General features: G+C 59.1%; 16 protein-coding genes and 1 pseudogene. 14 read left to right on the top strand and 3 right to left on the bottom strand.

Translation table 11 applies throughout. The features are described 5' to 3' along the window. The first annotated feature begins 27 nt into the window (after positions 1 to 27). The 8 genes and pseudogenes from atpB to E5K02_RS16115 all read left to right on the top strand — a co-directional run. Positions 28 to 1,092, top strand: coding sequence for a F0F1 ATP synthase subunit A (gene atpB, locus E5K02_RS16150; RefSeq protein WP_135396246.1), 1,065 nt, complete (start codon positions 28 to 30; stop codon positions 1,090 to 1,092). 49 nt (positions 1,093 to 1,141) lie between these two features. Then, positions 1,142 to 1,402, top strand: a complete 261-nt coding sequence (atpE, locus tag E5K02_RS16145) for an ATP synthase F0 subunit C (protein ID WP_135396245.1) — start codon at positions 1,142 to 1,144, stop codon at positions 1,400 to 1,402. A gap of 142 nt (positions 1,403 to 1,544) precedes the next feature. Beyond that, on the top strand, positions 1,545 to 2,039 hold the full coding sequence (locus E5K02_RS16140) for a F0F1 ATP synthase subunit B (protein WP_135396244.1): 495 nt from the start codon (positions 1,545 to 1,547) through the stop codon (positions 2,037 to 2,039). 90 nt (positions 2,040 to 2,129) lie between these two features. Beyond that, positions 2,130 to 2,693 (top strand): ATP synthase F1 subunit delta, encoded by a 564-nt coding sequence (gene atpH, locus E5K02_RS16135; RefSeq protein WP_135396243.1) that lies wholly within the window; start codon positions 2,130 to 2,132, stop codon positions 2,691 to 2,693. A gap of 4 nt (positions 2,694 to 2,697) precedes the next feature. Next, positions 2,698 to 4,281 carry a F0F1 ATP synthase subunit alpha gene (gene atpA / locus E5K02_RS16130; RefSeq protein WP_135396242.1) on the top strand — a complete coding sequence of 528 codons (1,584 nt, stop codon included), beginning with the start codon at positions 2,698 to 2,700 and terminating at the stop codon, positions 4,279 to 4,281. A gap of 105 nt (positions 4,282 to 4,386) precedes the next feature. Further along, positions 4,387 to 5,280 carry an ATP synthase F1 subunit gamma gene (gene atpG / locus E5K02_RS16125; RefSeq protein ID WP_135396241.1) on the top strand — a complete coding sequence of 298 codons (894 nt, stop codon included), beginning with the start codon at positions 4,387 to 4,389 and terminating at the stop codon, positions 5,278 to 5,280. Between the two features lie 234 nt (positions 5,281 to 5,514). Next, positions 5,515 to 7,257 carry a T9SS type A sorting domain-containing protein gene (locus E5K02_RS16120; RefSeq protein WP_167856442.1) on the top strand — a complete coding sequence of 581 codons (1,743 nt, stop codon included), beginning with the start codon at positions 5,515 to 5,517 and terminating at the stop codon, positions 7,255 to 7,257. Between the two features lie 30 nt (positions 7,258 to 7,287). Continuing rightward, a pseudogene (locus E5K02_RS16115) lies at positions 7,288 to 7,422 on the top strand (F0F1 ATP synthase subunit gamma); the annotation flags it as partial. An 86-nt stretch (positions 7,423 to 7,508) separates the two neighbouring features. Here the strand turns inward: E5K02_RS16115 and E5K02_RS16110 are convergent. Together E5K02_RS16110 and E5K02_RS16105 are read right to left on the bottom strand one after the other, a co-directional pair. Further along, positions 7,509 to 7,970, bottom strand: a complete 462-nt coding sequence (locus E5K02_RS16110) for a hypothetical protein (protein ID WP_135396239.1) — start codon at positions 7,968 to 7,970, stop codon at positions 7,509 to 7,511. An 882-nt stretch (positions 7,971 to 8,852) separates the two neighbouring features. Further along, on the bottom strand, positions 8,853 to 9,578 hold the full coding sequence (locus E5K02_RS16105; RefSeq protein ID WP_135396238.1) for an HAD family hydrolase: 726 nt from the start codon (positions 9,576 to 9,578) through the stop codon (positions 8,853 to 8,855). 164 nt (positions 9,579 to 9,742) lie between these two features. On the opposite strand from E5K02_RS16105, the gene pafA reads away from it, so the two are divergent. The 4 genes from pafA (at position 9,743) to E5K02_RS16085 (ending at position 13,889) form a co-directional block, all read left to right on the top strand. Beyond that, a complete protein-coding gene (gene pafA / locus E5K02_RS16100) occupies positions 9,743 to 11,455 on the top strand; it encodes an alkaline phosphatase PafA (RefSeq protein WP_135396237.1) in 1,713 nt (570 codons plus the stop codon). 70 nt (positions 11,456 to 11,525) lie between these two features. Further along, positions 11,526 to 12,098: an inorganic diphosphatase gene (locus E5K02_RS16095; RefSeq protein WP_135396236.1), complete on the top strand. Its 573-nt coding sequence runs from the start codon at positions 11,526 to 11,528 to the stop codon at positions 12,096 to 12,098. A gap of 145 nt (positions 12,099 to 12,243) precedes the next feature. Further along, entirely contained in the window at positions 12,244 to 12,927 is a 684-nt protein-coding gene (locus E5K02_RS16090; RefSeq protein ID WP_240737317.1) for a DUF6766 family protein, read from the top strand. A gap of 68 nt (positions 12,928 to 12,995) precedes the next feature. Then, positions 12,996 to 13,889: a UbiA family prenyltransferase gene (locus E5K02_RS16085; RefSeq protein WP_135396235.1), complete on the top strand. Its 894-nt coding sequence runs from the start codon at positions 12,996 to 12,998 to the stop codon at positions 13,887 to 13,889. Between the two features lie 14 nt (positions 13,890 to 13,903). On the opposite strand, the gene E5K02_RS16080 is transcribed toward E5K02_RS16085, so the two are convergent. After that, complete coding sequence (locus E5K02_RS16080) at positions 13,904 to 15,418, bottom strand: NAD(P)H-hydrate dehydratase (RefSeq protein WP_135396234.1); 1,515 nt, start codon at positions 15,416 to 15,418, stop codon at positions 13,904 to 13,906. Between the two features lie 282 nt (positions 15,419 to 15,700). On the opposite strand from E5K02_RS16080, the gene E5K02_RS16075 reads away from it, so the two are divergent. Beyond that, complete coding sequence (locus tag E5K02_RS16075; RefSeq protein ID WP_135396233.1) at positions 15,701 to 16,132, top strand: hypothetical protein; 432 nt, start codon at positions 15,701 to 15,703, stop codon at positions 16,130 to 16,132. 68 nt (positions 16,133 to 16,200) lie between these two features. Further along, a complete protein-coding gene (msrB, locus tag E5K02_RS16070; protein ID WP_135396232.1) occupies positions 16,201 to 16,659 on the top strand; it encodes a peptide-methionine (R)-S-oxide reductase MsrB in 459 nt (152 codons plus the stop codon). The last annotated feature ends 126 nt before the right edge of the window (positions 16,660 to 16,785 follow it).

Raw genomic sequence — 16,785 nt, 5'->3', positions numbered from 1 at the left:
TGTGAGCAACACCCTAACCCTCTTTGAATGAAGCGTTTACTGATAGCTCTCTTTTGCATTCTTTCGCTTCCCGTGTTTGCTAACGAACCCGCTGCAACACAGGCCGAAGCAACCGACAAGGAAGCCTTCAGCCCCGGCGAGATGATTCTGCACCACATCGGGGACGCGCATGAATGGCATTTCGCCACCCTTGGCGATGAAGAACATGGCACGCACTTCACTATTCCGCTGCCCGTTATTGCCTATCAACCCGCCAAAGGCCTAAGTGTTTTCTCTTCCTCCAACCTGGCCGAAGGCAAGTCGTACAACGGTCTGAAGCTGGAGCACGAGCACCTCGTAGCCGAAGACGGAAGCAAGGTATACGATTTTTCGATTACCAAAAACGTGGCTTCCCTCATGCTGAGCGGAATCATCCTGTTGCTGGTATTTACAGCTGTGGCCCGCGGTTACCGCAAAAACCACGGCGGCGCCCCCCGCGGCGTGCAGTCCTTCTTCGAGCCCATCGTGGTGTTCATCCGCGACGAAGTTGCCAAGAAGTCTATCGGTCCGAAGTATGAGCGCTACATGCCCTACCTGCTGACCATCTTCTTCTTTATCTGGTTCAACAACCTGCTGGGGTTGATGCCGGGTGCGGCCAACCTCACCGGCAACATTGCCGTGACCATGACCTTGGCCCTGTTGACGCTGATTATCACCCTGGCCAGCTCCAATAAGAACTACTGGGCTCACATCTTCGCTACGCCCGGCGTACCGAAGCCCCTGCTGCCCATCATGATTCCGGTAGAACTTATCGGCGTGGTGGTAAAGCCTTTCTCCCTGATGATTCGTTTGTTCGCCAACATCACGGCCGGCCACATTGTAATTCTGAGCTTCATTTCGCTCATCTTCATCTTCAAAAGCATCTTCATCAGCCCCGTGACCTTGGCCTTCGGCCTGTTCATTAACCTGCTGGAGCTGCTGGTGGCCATTCTGCAGGCTTACATCTTCACGCTGCTCACTGCCATGTATATCGGCGGCGCGGTAGAAGAACACCATGATGCCGACTACCAGATGGGCGGTGGCGACGGTGCCGAGCAGGCGCACGCTCACTAGCCTTTCTCACCCTGATTTTTTGTTTTTCACTCCCCACTAATTCTTTTTTATGCTTCTTTCTCTCTTGTTGCAGGCTATTACTAATTCGACGGGTCTGGCTGTATTTGGTGCAGCTATCGGTGCCGGTCTGGTTGCTCTGGGCGTAGGCCTGGGTATCGGTCGTATTGGTGGTAGCGCTATGGAGGCCATCGGCCGCCAGCCAGAAGCTTCCGGCAAAATCCAAACGGCTATGCTGATCGTAGCGGCTCTGATCGAAGGTCTGGGTCTGTTCGCCGTAGTAGTCTGCTTGCTGATTTCGTTCAACCTCTAGAGCTAGGGGCACTGCCTGAGCAGCCCGCTGCGCATCGCTTCGGCGCACGGCGCGGCGGGCTGCCTTGGCTTTCTGGGGTTGCTGCAACGGCTGGTTTACGGTCTTTCTCTTCCTTGATACACCCACTTCCTACTCTGAGTATATGGACTTGATAACCCCCAATATTGGCTTGGTCTTCTGGCAGCTGGTGATTTTCCTCATCGTGCTGTTCCTGCTGGCTAAGTTTGCCTGGAAACCAATTCTTGGTTCCCTCAAAGAGCGTGAGGACTCGATTGAAAATGCGCTGCGTATGGCCGAGCAGGCCAAGCTGGAAATGCAACAGCTGAAAGCCGGCAACGAAAAACTCATCGCCGAAGCTCGTCTGGAGCGCGACAAGATGATGCAGGAGGCCACCCAAATGGCCAACCAGCTCATCGAGCAGGCTAAAGACAAAGCCACTGAAGAAGGCAGCCGCATGATCATGCAGGCCCGCGAAGCCATTCAGAACGAGAAGCACTCTGCGTTGGCCGAGGTGAAAAACACCGCCGCCAAGCTTTCCATCGACATTGCTGAGCGCATCCTGCGCCGCGAGCTGACTGATGCCGGCTCCCAGCAGCAACTCGTGGACTCGTACCTGAAGGATGTAAAGTTGAATTAGTAGTGAGTACTCGGTATTGAGTACGGAGCTTCGGTCAGCCGCTGCCCATGCTACTCAATACTAACTACCAGCTACTCAATACTAAGAACGATGTCAGAACAACGAGTTGCCTCCCGCTACGCCAAGTCCCTGCTGGATTTGGCCGAGGAGCGTGGAACGCTGGAGCAAGTGAAGCTCGACATGGACCTGTTCCGCAAAACGCTGGAGCAGAACCGTGACCTGCGCTTGCTGCTGCGCAATCCCATCGTGAAATCCGATAAGAAGCTGGCGATTCTGCGGGCTATCTTCGGCGGCAAAGTGACGGAACTGACGGAGAAATTCTTCTCCATCATCACCCAGCACAAGCGCGAAGATGCCCTCGAATGGGTAGCTACTGAGTTTCAAACGCAGTACGATGCGTTGCGCGGCATGCAGGTAGCCCAGGTTACCACCGCCGCCCCGCTAGCCCCCGAGCTGCGCGAGCAGCTGAATAAGATCGTTCGCGAACAGTCGGGTTTGCAGAACGTTACGCTCGAAGAAACGGTTGATGAGTCGCTGATCGGTGGCTTCATCCTGCGGGTCGGCGACCGTCAGCTCGACGAGTCGGTCCGCAACAGCTTGCGCAAGCTGCGCAATTCTTTTAAAGAGAACCCCTACCAACACCATATAAATTAACAACATGGCAGACGTGCGTCCGGATGAAGTATCCGCCATTCTGCGGGAGCAGCTGTCCAACTTCAAGACCGAAGCCGAACTCGAAGAGGTTGGTACGGTTCTGCAGGTTGGTGACGGTGTAGCCCGCATCTACGGGCTGGGCAATGCCCAGTCGGGGGAATTGATTGAATTTGAAAATGGCCTGCAAGCGCTGGTTCTCAACCTGGAAGAAGACAATGTAGGGGCCGTAATGCTCGGCGACTATAGCGAAATCCGGGAAGGCGCCACCGTGAAGCGTACCAATAAAATTGCTTCTATTCAGGTAGGTGATGGTATCATCGGCCGGGTAGTAAACACGCTGGGGCAGCCCATCGACGGCCGCGGCCCGATTGCCGGCGAGACCTACGATATGCCCCTGGAGCGCAAAGCGCCCGGGGTAATCTACCGTCAGCCCGTGAACGAGCCCATGCAGACCGGCATCAAGGCTATCGACGCCATGATTCCGATCGGCCGGGGCCAGCGGGAACTCATCATCGGCGACCGTCAGACGGGCAAGTCGACGGTAGCCCTCGATGCTATCCTGAACCAGCGCGAGTTTTTTGAGCGCGGCGAGCCGGTTTTCTGCATCTATGTAGCCGTAGGTCAGAAGGCCTCGACCGTAGCCCAGGTAGTAAACGCTCTGCAGCGCGGTGGCGCTATGGACTACACCGTGGTAGTAGCCGCTTCGGCTTCCGACCCGGCTCCGATGCAGTTCTTCGCACCCTTCACTGGGGCCGCCATCGGCGAATTCTTCCGTGATACGGGCCGTCCTGCGCTGGTGGTTTACGACGACTTGTCGAAGCAGGCCGTAGCGTACCGCGAAGTGTCGCTGCTGCTGCGTCGTCCTCCCGGACGTGAGGCTTACCCCGGTGACGTATTCTACCTGCACAGCCGCTTGCTCGAGCGTGCCGCGAAGATCAACGCTTCGGACGTCATTGCGGCCGACATGAACGACTTGCCCGCCAGCATCAAGCACTTGGTGAAAGGTGGTGGCTCGCTGACGGCTCTGCCCATCATCGAAACCCAGGCAGGTGACGTTTCGGCTTATATTCCAACGAACGTAATTTCGATTACGGACGGGCAGATCTTCCTCGAAACCAACCTCTTCAACTCGGGTGTGCGTCCCGCCATCAACGTTGGTATCTCGGTATCGCGCGTAGGGGGTAACGCCCAGATCAAGTCGATGAAGAAGGTAGCCGGTACGCTGAAGCTCGACCAGGCTCAGTTCCGCGAGCTGGAAGCCTTCGCCAAGTTCGGCTCCGACCTCGACGCCTCCACCAAGCTCACCATCGAGCGGGGTCGTCGTAACCTTGAGATTCTGAAGCAGCCTCAGTTCTCGCCTGTAAAGGTGGAAGATCAGGTAGCTATTATCTACGCCGCTACCAACGGTCTGCTCGACCAGGTGCCCGTCAACAAGGTTCGGGAGTTCGAAACCGAATTCCGCCAGGTGATGCAGTCGCGCCACCCCGAGGAGCTCAAGGCCCTGAAGGCTGGTAAGTTGGACGACAACATTACCAACTCCATCCGTCAGGTTGCCAAAGACCTGTCGGCGGTATACGCTTCTAAGTAATTCATTGGTTGTCAGTTGTTGGTTGTCAGTTGTCAGGAACAGGCTGCAAGGTCTTTTCTAAACTGACAACCGACAACGAGCAACTGACAACTTATTTTCACAAGAATGGCTAGCTTAAAAGAAGTCCGCAACCGCATTGTATCGGTGCAAAGCACGCAGCAAATCACCAAAGCCATGAAAATGGTGGCGGCTGCCAAACTGCGTCGCGCTCAGGACAATATCCTGCGCATGCGTCCTTACGCCCAGCGGCTCAACAGCATTCTGAGCAACCTTACCAGCTTAGCTGGTGACGACATGGTGAGTGAGTACGGAGTGCAGCGTGAGGTGCGCCGCGTGCTGATCATTGCCATTACCTCGGACCGTGGTCTGGCTGGTGCTTTCAACAGCAATATCTTTAAGGGGGTAAATGCGCTGATTGCGGAGCGTTATGCTGCTCAAGCTGCGGCCGGCAATATCACGGTGATGGCCATCGGCAAGCGTGCCCACGAGTATTTTACTAAGCGCGGTCCGGTATTGGGGAACTATACCCACGTATTTGGCCAGCTTTCCTTTGATACGGTACGCGTAGCGGCCGAACAGGCCATGGAAGGTTTCCGCACCGGGCAGTTCGACGAAGTAACGATGGTGTACAACGAGTTCAAGAACGTGGCGACGCAAATCGTCCGGGCCGAGCAGTTGTTGCCGCTGCTGCCCGCCGAAGCTCCCGCTACGGCCGCGACCACCTCGAACGTTGACTACATCTTCGAGCCCTCGAAAGAGGAAATCGTGCAGACCCTGATTCCCCAGTCGCTGAAGGTGCAGCTCTACAAGGCCGTGCTGGAAAGCAACGCCTCGGAGCACGGGGCCCGCATGACGGCCATGGACAAAGCCACCGACAACGCCGGGGAGCTGCTCAAGTCGCTCAAGCTAACCTACAACCGCACGCGTCAGGCGGCTATTACCACCGAGATTCTCGAAATCGTGGGTGGAGCCGAAGCCCTGGCGGCCAGCCGCGGCTAAGGATACGCTGATTGTCAATTGCAAAAAGGCCCGCCTCCGCAAGGAGGCGGGCCTTTTTCGTGGCCGGCTCGTTGTACGTGTGCTAAATACTACCATATTCGGTAGTATTCCTATTTAAAGATGTACCTTGTCGGGCTGGCCAACTGGTTGTGGTGCAAGGAGAAATACGTGGGAAAGCAGCTACCAATGCAGCGGCCGATTTGCACCGCTTTTTCACCCTCTACTACCACCTATATGCCTACCTCTACCCCCGCTCCGAAGAGCCCGAGCCGCCAGCGGCTGCGCTGGGCCATCGGCCTGCTGGTACTGCTCCAGCTCTATTATCTGCCCCAGTCCCGTAGTCAGGGCATCGACCAGGTGCAGCTGGTGGGTACGGCTACCTCCACCGGGGGCAGCACCGTGCGTAGCAGCGTTACGGACAGCAACGGCAACCTGTATGTGATGGGCGACTTCAGCGGTTCGTTGCAACTGGGCAGCACCTCGCTTACCAGTGCCGGCTCGCTGGATTTCTACGTGGCCAAAATCAGTCCGGATGGGCAATGGCAATGGGCCGTGCGCGGCGGTGGGACAGATGCCGATAGACCTCTTAAAATAGCCCTGGACCCCAGCGGGCTATTACGGGTAACAGGACGCTTTGCGAGCCCAACCTTGGCGCTGGGCTCTACAACGCTGACTGGCAACTCCTATAACACTTACTTTGTAGCCCAACTCACCACTGATGGGGTTTGGCAGACGGCATTTACTGTGCCGCTACCAGCGGCAACCTCTGGTACGAATGCGTATGATATTGCCATCGACGCCGGGGGCAACGCCATTATCACAGGAGTATTTCTAGGTACGGTACGCTTCGGCACCTCTCAGCTGACGGTGAGACAGCCCTCCCCAGGCCACGAGGACATCTTCGTAGCTAAGCTCTCGCCACAAGGAGCCTGGCTGTGGGCCTACCGGGCCGGTAGCTATCTGCCCGATGCCCCCGTGGCAGTAGCGGTGGATGCGGCCGACAACGTGTACCTGACGGGAAACATAAGCGCCAGTGCCGACTTTGGCCCATTTAACCTCTACCCAAGCAGCGGTGGGGCCAGTGACAATGCTGACATATTTGTAGCCAAGCTAAGCTCGGCCGGCGCGTGGCTTTGGGCCAAGAACGCTGGCGGTGACTGGTATGACACGTGTGGCGGCATGACCCTGGATGCGGCCGGCAACATGTACGTGACGGGCCGCTATAGCACGGCGCGAGGCATGAGTGGCGGAGCAAGCTTCGGAAATACGGTGCTCCCGGATGGTGCCGGTGGCGACGACTTGTTCGTGGCTAAAGTATCCGCGGCCGGCGTGTGGCAATGGGCCAACCGCGCCGGTAGCAGCGGCAACGAACTGGGCACCAGCGTGACCCTCGACACCCAAGGCAACGTGTACGTGGGTGGCAACTTTAGCAACACCTGCGCCTTCGGCTCTTACACCTGTACCACCCTGGGCGGCAACGACGCCTTTATTGCCAAGCTGAACCCCACCGGCGCGTGGCAATGGGGCTTTGGTTGCGGCACCACTGGTAACGATGTTGCCACCACCGTAGCAGTTAACCCGCAAGGCCGCGTCTATCTAGGTGGCAACCTCCCAACGGCGGTGTCCTTCGGCACCCCGAGCCAAACCCTGGCCGCTCCCAAAGGATTTATTGCCCGGGTGGCCGAACAGACCACGCTCAGCAACCGGCCCGGCAGCGCATGGGCTGCGTCCATCAGCCTGTACCCCAATCCGGTTACCAACTATATCACCCTGAAGCTGCCCGCGCCTGCCGTTGCACAACAGATACAGGCCACGGTGTATAATGCCCTGGGCCAGTTGGTGCGGACCCAGCCGCTACAGCTTCCCGCAGGAGCTACCTCGTTGAAGGTAGCAGTGGACGGTATGCGGCCTGGTACCTACACCTTGCAGCTACAAGCAGCAAAGGAGGTGGTAGTACGCCGCTTTAGCATCCACTAAACTCGGCTTGCCTTGTGGCATCCAGGCAGTAAAGCCACCGACAACGCCGGGGAACTGCTCAAGTCGCTCAAGCTAACCTACAACCGCACGCGTCAGGCGGCTATTACCACCGAGATTCTCGAAATCGTGGGTGGAGCCGAAGCCCTGGCGGCCAGCCGCGGCTAGAAACTGCTGATACACTTTTTGAAAAGGCCCGCTTCCGCAAGGAGGCGGGCCTTTTTTGGTGAGTCAAAACACGGAGGAGTCCTGCCTCAAGTAGTGGCACTTATTTCGGCCAATAAAGCTGCCTCGGCACGCAGGGCTGCTACTCGAGCAGCCAGCAGCAGTCGGGCGGCGGCAGCCTGGCTGGGGTCGGGCTCGTCGCGGGCCAAGTCGGTGGCTAGCTCGCCCAGCCAGCGGGCATAGCGGGCCGTTTCGGTGGGCTCGACAGGGAAGGGAGCGGACTGTAGCTGGGCTAGCCCGCGACGGCGCCGGGCCAGCAGGGCGGCGCGGCTCTGCTGCTGCGTCAGCCGTTGGCCGTGCTGCAGCAGCAGCTGGCGGACATCCCGCAGACGCTGGCGTAGCGGCTCGAAAGCGGGTACGGTACTGGTGAGCAAGTCGGTGGCCTGAAGCAGGGCATCAGGGGTAGGCAAAGGCGCCAAGGTATCATAAATGGCCGATTCGGGGAGCTCGGGAGCAGCTGGTGGGCCCTGGCCCAGGGGAGGGGGGAGCAAACGGCCTAGGCCAAGCAGGCGTGGGACCAAGGCCGGTGGCAGGCCTTTACGGCCGGTTTCCATGTGACTAATGAAGCCAGCTGACACACCCAGATAACTGGCTAATTGGCGCACAGAGACACCGAAGTGAGCCCGTACAGCGGCCACCAAGGTGGTGTCGGGGGAATCAAGAGGAGTTGGCATACAGGCAAAGAAGAGGTTTAGGTCAGGTGCTCGACAGCAAAAATTATAGGTATATTTTATGATTGCTCCTGATGTTTTGTATACCAGCACTGGTATACAAAATATGAACGAATTAGAGTTTGTATACTTCGCCAAGTATATCCACGTCATTTTTACTTATACGTGTATACCAACGAGAATGACCATTGTACTGCTCCATCTGTGCTGTCCAAGCAGACTATTTCTACTAGGTACACCTTGCTCAGTGTTGCTTCAAGCAGTGCAAGCACACGGTTTGAGAGGTTCCAGAGTAAGATCAAGCGTCATGGTTCGCGCAGTCAAGGGCTAGACCTGCTCGAGCTGCAACTTCTCCCAACTTACCTCCGGCGATAGGTCTATGTTGAAGTAAGCTACAAACCTGTTAGCGTACTTGTAGCCGAGGTTGATAGGGACAAGGGCTTGGATATTCAGGCTTTCACGGCTTAAATCCGGACGCCCAAGCTGCTGCGGAGTAGTTGTGCGCAACCACTTGGGCCACTACATATTGACCGTAGCGGCTCTTACTGCCGATGTCAGGTTGCCCTGGCTGGTTTGCCGGCGGGTGTGTACCTGGTGCTGGTATGGGCTGGGGACGCTCTAAGCCTGCTGGTAATGCAATAACAGTAACAAGGCTCCACTCTAATCCAGAACGGGGCGCTACATGTAGCATCCCGCTTTGGGTTAGAGTTTCATATAGTCGCGCCTGGCCAGCTGCTTGCTCGGCTTGGGCGTAGCGGGATTCTGCTCCAGTAATTCTCGTACCTGCTCGGGTGTGAGGCCGGAGAAGTCGCGGATGATGTGCAGCGGGGCTTGAAACTGCTCGGGCTTCACGCCACTACTCACGGCTATGCAACGCATACCCGCTTTGTAAGCGGCCTGCTCCCCGAGAATAGCATCTTCGAACACGACGCACTGCTCGGGCGGTACCCCGAGTTTCTGGGCTACTACCGTAAAGGTTTCCGCGTGGGGCTTGCCCTTGTCTACATCTTCCTTGCCCACAATGACGTCGAAGTACTGGCGCAGATTCAGGTGGTCGATGATGTAGCTGATGGTTTCGGGGGGAGAACTGGTGCCCAGGCCAATCTTGAAGCCGGCTTTGCGGGCAGCCTGCAGAAAGTGCGAAAGGCCGGGCATTTCTTTCCGCTTGTCCCAGTACAGTACCCGGTAGAGAAACTCCCGCTGCGACGAGTATTCCTTGAGCTGCTTCTCGGGCACGGGGTTCCGAAACACCGTTTTGAGAATATTGGTGGCGGGCATGCCGTTCAGGTGCACCAGCAGGCGGCGGGCATTGGTGGTCAGGCCCAGGTCGCGAAACAGCAGCTGGAAGGCTTTGGCCTGGTAGGGCGTGTTGTCGATGAGCACGCCATCCATGTCGAAAATCAGGGCGTAGGGCAGTTGCGTAGCCATAGCAGCAGGATAGATACTTTCTGAGTCTGGCTTGGGTGTACGGGGTAGCCGCTATTTTGGCCGCTAGCGCCGTGATTCCGGGCGCTGGCTGTTACCTTTGCGGCCGCTGTTGGCTGGCCGTTACCAAAATGAAAGGCCAGGAGTAGCTTAAACGCGTTACTGATTTGAAAAAGAGCCTGTTTGTATTGTGGGCCGCCGCCCTGGCCCTGCCCGCTTTTGCCCAGAAAAAAGCCAAGCCCCTGGAGCGGCCCAAACTGGTGGTGGGCATCGTGGTAGATCAGATGCGTTACGACTATCTGTACCGCTACTGGAACAAGTACGGCTCCGACGGTTTCCGGCGGCTGCTGGGCGAGGGGTTCAGCTACGAAAATACCCACTACAACTACGTGCCGACCTACACCGGGCCGGGCCACGCCAGCATCTACACCGGCACCACGCCTTCCATGCACGGCATTGTGGGCAACAACTGGTTTGAGCGCGAAACCGGCAAAGGCACGTATGTAACCGAGGATAAGTCGGTGCAGTCGGTGGGCGGCACGGGAGCGGAAGGGCAGATGTCGCCGCGTCATATGCTGACGACCACCATTACCGACGAGCTGCGCCTGGCCACCAACTTCCAAGCCAAGGTCATCGGGGTCTGCATCAAGGATCGGGGCTCAATTTTGCCCGCCGGCCACGCGGCCAACGCCGCGTACTGGTACGACGGCACCAACGGGGCCTTTATCACCAGCACTTTCTACCAGAACACGCTGCCCGAGTGGGTGAGTAAGTTCAACGGGGAGCAGCGGGCCGCCCGGTACCTCGACAAGCCCTGGGAAACGCTACTGCCCATCGGGCAGTACACGGAAAGCTCGCCCGACGACGTGGCCTGGGAATCGGGGTTTCGCGGGGAGGAAAAGCCCGTGTTTCCCCACGATTTGCCCAAGCTAAGCGCCCTGGCGCCCCGGGCCGTGCAGGGCGCCCTGAAGGCCGAGGGTGAAAAGGCCCCGGTAGCCACGCCCCGCAACCTGGACTTGATTCGCTCCACGCCCTTCGGCAACTCCCTCACCCTGGACTTTGCCCTGGAAGCGGTGCGCGCTGAGCAGCTGGGCCAGCGTGGGCAAACCGATTTTCTGGCCCTGAGCTTTTCCTCGACCGACTACGTGGGGCACCAGTTTGGCACTACCGCCATTGAAACCGAGGACACGTACCTGCGCCTCGACCGGGATATTGCCCGCCTGCTGACCTACCTCGACAAAACCGTGGGCAAAGGCCAGACGCTGGTCTTTCTCTCGGCCGACCACGCCGCGGCGCAGTCGCCCAACTTTATGCTCGAGCACCACCTGCCGGCCGGCTCGGTGGGCCCCCGCCTGATGCGCGACTCGATCCAGCAGGCCCTGGTGCAACGCTACGGCGCCGGCAATTGGGTGCTGAGCTACGAAAACCAGCAGGTGTACCTGAACCGCCCTCTGATTGCCCAGAAACAACTCGACCTGCGCAAGGTGCAGGATGAAGTAGTCGATATTGCCACTACCTTGTCGGGCGTGACCCGCGCCATCACGGCCGACGACTTGCAGAAGTCGCACTGGGAAAGCGGCATGCTGATGTACCTGGAAAACGGTTACTACCCCAAGCGCAGCGGCGACGTAATGGTGGTGCTGGAGCCCGGCTGGCTGGAGTCGTATTCCTTCCCGGTGAACAAAGGCACGACCCACGGCTCGCTCAACAACTACGATACCCACGTGCCGCTGCTGTTCTGGGGCTGGCATGTGAAGCATGGCGAGTCGAGCGTGCCGGTGAAAATCACGGATATTGCGGCAACAGTGGCGCGCTGGCTGCATATTCAGGAGCCTAATGGCTGCTCGGGCACTCCGCTGGCGGAAGTGCTGGGCCGCTAAACCACGCGGGCGGTGGGGAACCATCTGCCGGCGTTATTTCTTTGTCAAAAATCCTTCATACCTCATTCTCATGACTCATTTTAACCCTTGGCACGATGTGGAGCGCGGCGAAAACGCCCCCGCAGTTGTGAATGGTATTATTGAAATTCCGAAAGGCTCGAAAGGCAAATACGAACTCGACAAGGACAGCGGCATGCTGAAGCTGGACCGGGTGCTGTTCTCGGCCGTGCACTACCCCGCCGCCTACGGCTTTATTCCGCAGACCTACTGCGACGACAAAGACCCGCTGGACATTCTGGTTATCTGCTCGGTGGATATCGTGCCCATGTGCCTGGTCGATGCCAAGGTAATTGGCGTGATGCAGATGATTGACGGCGACGAGGAAGATGATAAAATCATTGCCGTGGCGGCCAACGACATTTCGGTAAACCACTACAACGACATTGCCGACCTGCCCCCGCACACCCTGCTGGAAATGCGCCGCTTCTTCGAGGACTACAAAGCCCTGGAGCACAAGCAGGTAACGGTAGAGCGTTTCATGGGTCGCGAAGATGCTTACCGCATCATTGAGGACAGCATCAAGCTCTACAACGAAACCTTCAAGCAGAGCGACGTCACCGAATCGGCCGGCGTGGAGCTGTAAGGCGGAACAGGCCGCTAGACGCGTCGGAGCGCCCCGCTGACCACTTCTGGCCGGCGGGGCGCTTTTGTGTTCTTAGGTGCCTGAGCAGAAGCCCGGTAGCAAGCTCGACTGTACCAAATGCCGCGCGGCTTACGTAGGCGCGTACATGCCCACCCAACCATCTTCTTCACGAATTATCCGTTTCCTGTACGAAAATAGCCTGCTGCTGGTGGGCTTTGCACTGGTGCTGCTCACGATGGTGGGGCAGGCCCTCACGGGCTGGAAAGAGTATAACGCCGACCTGGAAGACCTGCATCTAGCCCCGCTTTCTCTCGGCCAGTACCTGACCTCGGGCCACTTTCTGGAGGCTACCTTCGAGAACTGGGAAAGTGAGTTTCTGCAGATGGGCCTTTTTGTGCTGCTCACCATCTGGCTGCGGCAGAAAGGCTCTTCCGAGTCGAAGAAGCTCTACGAGCAAGAAGAAGTAGACCGGCAGCCCGACCCCGGCAAAGAAGACGCCCCGGGCCCGGTGAAGCGCGGGGGCTGGGTGCTGACGCTGTACAAGAAGTCGTTGAGCATTGCCTTTTTTCTGCTGTTTTTCGCCTCGGTGTGGCTGCACGCCCGCGGGGGGCTGGAGGTCTACAACATTGAGCAGCGTCAGCATGGGGAGCCCACCGCAACGCTGCTGGAGTTTATGACTACTTCCCGGTTTTGGTTTCAATCGTTTCAGAACTGGCAAAGCGAATTCCTCTCGATTGTGGCCATTGTGGGCCTGTCTATCTACCTGCGGCAGCACGGCTCCCCGCAGTCGAAGCCGGTGGATGCCAGCAACGATGAAACGGGCGAGTAAGAGGCGGAACCCTATCTTTGTGGCGGGGCGTTATTGCTGTTTACCTTTCCTCCAAGCCCCCCGGAGCCATGCGCCAAGTCAGCGACAAACCAGCGGCCGTCCTGCCTGCCTTTGCAACGGGCCTGAAGCGTGGGGTCGATGCGCTTCTGTATAGCAGCTGCTTGGTTGCCACTGCCGCTACCAGCCTCACCTGGGCTACGTTTCTGGTGTGGCAGGTGCATATTCCCTTCCGGCTGGCCCTGCTCATTTTCGCGGCTACCCTGTTTCTCTATAACATCGACAGCGTGCTGCCCTACAAGTTTCGGCAGCAAGCGGTACTCTCGGAGCGCAAGCTCTGGATGATTCGGCACCGGCGGGAGCTGTTTGGGCTGGCCCTGGGGGCTTTAAGCGTAGCTACCATGTTGTTCTGGCTCGACGGCTGGCGCCACCTGACGCTGTTTTTGGGGCATTTGGCCGCTATTTCCCTGCTCTATTCCTGCCCTATTCTGAAGTGGCACGGCCGCTGGCGGGCCCTGCGCGACCTGCCCCTGCTCAAGGTGTTTCTCATTGCCTACGTATGGGCCGCTATTACAGTGTGGGTGCCGGCTCTCTACCTGAGCAAAGCCCTGACCAGCCCGGTGGTGCTGGTGCTCTTCGGCCGCCGCTTCTTTTTTATTCTGGCCCTGGCTTTCGTCTTCGATATTCGGGACTACACCAAAGATCTGCTCAGCGGTACCCGCACGTTTCCGGGCATCTTCGGTATCCGGGCGGCCAAAGCACTGGCCTTGCTCTGCTTGGCGGTATCGGGCCTGCTGGTGCCACCAGGCTTAGCCCAGGCCCACTTGCTCATCCTGGCTCTGCCCACCTTGCTGACTGGCCTTATTATCTGGTTTGCCGACGAAACCCGGCCCGATTACTACTTTGCCTTGTTGGCCGATGGTATCATGGTGGTACAGTTTCTGGCCGTGTATTGGGTGGCGTAACTGGGGCAACCGGCCTAAAACGCCTCGCTGGTGGTTAGCTCCTGCAGGGCCGGGCCGATAAACCGCGTCAGGTCGCCGGCAACGAGGCCCGCTTCGCCAGTGTGCTGGGCTGCCAGGTCGCCGGCGCGGCCGTGGGCATAGATGCCCAGCAACGCCGCATCCAGAACCGGCAGTTTCTGGGCCCGCAACGCTGTCAGGACCCCGGTTAGCACGTCGCCGCTGCCGCCGGTGGCCATGCCCGGGTTGCCGGTGCTGTTGAAATATAGCTCGCCGGCGGGGGTGCCCAGGCAAGTATAAGCGCCTTTCAGCACCACGTAGCAGCGGTGCGTGCGGCAGAAGGAGCGCAGCAGCTCCAGGCGGTGGTAGTCGTCGGGAGCCGGACCGGCCAGGCGTTCAAACTCCTTGGGGTGCGGGGTCAGGATACTGTCGGGGGGCAGGAGCTTCAACAGTTCTGGATCGGCCCCGAGCATATTCAGCGCATCGGCATCCAGGATCAGGGGCACCTGGGCCTCGCGCAGCAGCTTTTCCAGCACCCGCTTCGTGGCCTCTTGCTTATCCAGGCCCGGCCCGATGCCAATAGCGGAGTACGGTGTCAGGTCGGGCAGCTCACTGATGAAGTCGGCCGCCGGGTCGGTAAGGGCCATGGCTTCGGGGGCCGCAGTTTGCAGAATGTCGTAGCCCACGGCCGGGGTGCGCACCGTGAGCAGGCCCACCCCGCTGCGCAGGCAGGCCTGAGTCGCCAGCAGCGCCGCCCCAATCTTGCCCCGGCTGCCGGCCAGCAGCAGTGCGTGCCCGTAGGTGCCTTTGTGCCCAAACTTGGCCCGTTGCGGCAGGCGGCCGGCCAGCAGCGTGGCGTCCACGAAGTAGATTGAGCTGGGGGCCTGGGCCTGAAAAGCCCGGCTCAGCCCAATCGGGAGCAGGTGCCACTGGCCCACGTTGGCCGCGTGCTGGGGCAGCAGAAACGCCAGCTTGGGCAGCTCAAAGCTCACCGTGTGCCGGGCCCGGATAATGGCCGAATCGGCGGGCTGAGGCGCGTCGGCCAGCAGGCCCGAGGGCAGGTCGATGGCCACGACGCGGGCCCGGGCCTGGTTGATATGCGCCACGAGGTCTGCCGCCAAGCCCGAGAGCGGGCGGCTCAGGCCGGTGCCAAACAGCGCATCCACTACCAACGCCCCGGTGGGAATAGGCGGCAGGTCGGCTTCGCTCAGGGTTTGCAGCGCCAAGCCGGCGGGCAGCCGTTGGCGGTTGGCCCCAAAATCAGCGGAGTACCGGTCGGCGGGCAGGGCGAAAACCCCGACCTGGTAACCGGCTTCGTGCAGCAGGCGGGCTGCCACCAGCCCGTCGCCGCCGTTATTGCCGGGGCCACAGAAAATCAGAGTTTCGCCGGCTTCGGCCGGGGTTTGGCGGGCCATGAGCCACTGCGCAAAGGCCGTGGCGGCCCGCTCCATGAGGGCCACCGAGCTGCTATTCTCTTCCTGAATTGTGGCCTGGTCGGCCTGGCGGGTCTGGGCGGCGGTGAGGATTTTCATAGCAGGTGATGTGGATTCTTCAAGGTTGCGGCATCTTCGAGAAAACCCCAACAATTTTAGAGTATGCGGTTTTATGTATTCGTGCTGTTAGTGGTAGGCCTGCGAGCTACGGCACAGCCAGCGCCCCCAGTCTCCTACGATACGGCCACCATCAACTTTATGCGTTGGAAGCTGGCCAGCGTAAGGCAGACAACCAACATTCGGCGTCTGTACGAAAAGCCTGTTTACTGGCCCGTCGCTGGCATAAGTGGCTCCTTGGCATTGTATCCTGGTGACAGCAGCATGGCTTACGGATATGCAAGTGGCAGTGATACCAGCCGGCTTTTCAAGTATCGGCTGTTTGTGCTGCATTCGGCCGACACGAGCATGTATTCGCCGGCTCAGCTGGCTGGGTTCCGGAAAACCTGGCGCCAGCTATTTTGCCCGGCCACGCTCGGCCGCGCCGATTTACGGCAGATGGAGGCTACCTACCGCCGCCGGATACTGCCCCGGTGGCCAGCCTTCACGGCCATCCACCGCACCCGGCGTCGCACCCGGCAGCAGTCCTATTGCGCCTTTACGCTGCCTTTGTTTAGCGCCGATTACAACCGGGTTATTATCTGGCAGTACAGCTGCTGGGTAACGGGCGAATCCTGCTCACTGCTGATCTGCCGTCGCAAGCCTGGGGGAGGCTGGGAAGAATGTCCGCTGCAGAGCTGGGGAATTGACGAGTAGCAAAACTTCCCGCCCACCCGCCGCGTTTGGCTAAGGTAGTTTCCCTGAATCTCACCCCTAACCTCCCTATGCAAACCTGGAATGATGTTATCCGGCTGGCCAACCACGGCAGCCCGGCGCCCGAACGGCGCGTCGAAAAAACGGACGCCGAGTGGAAAGCCCAGCTCACGCCCGAGCAATACCACGTGACCCGCCAGCACGGCACCGAGCGGCCTTTTACGGGCGAGTACTGCGAAGCCCACGAAGCCGGCCTCTACGCCTGCGTGTGCTGCGGCACCCCGCTCTACGACTCGCGCACCAAGTTTGAGAGTGGCACGGGCTGGCCCAGCTTCACCCAGCCGGTGCAGGAAAGCGCCATTAAGTACAAGAAGGACACCAGCTACGGCATGACCCGCGTCGAAGTGCTCTGCAACGTGTGCGACGCCCACCAGGGCCACGTGTTTCCCGACGGCCCCCCACCCAGCGGCCTGCGCCTGTGCATCAACTCGGCTTCTATCAGGCTGGTAAGTGAGGCCCAGCAGGCGTAAGTACCCTTCACCGTTGGGCGGCGGCTAGGCCGCCTGACCTTGCCCTATCCAGCCCGCTGCCAGCTAACCCCGCGGCAGCGGGTTTTTTATTCCCCAAGCGAGCCAAAAATATTCCGAATTTCGCAC

Source organism: Hymenobacter metallicola (assembly GCF_004745645.1).
GTDB lineage: Bacteria > Bacteroidota > Bacteroidia > Cytophagales > Hymenobacteraceae > Hymenobacter > Hymenobacter metallicola.
Note: the sequence above shows the minus strand (reverse complement) of the source record. Positions and strands in the feature narration are given on the sequence as shown.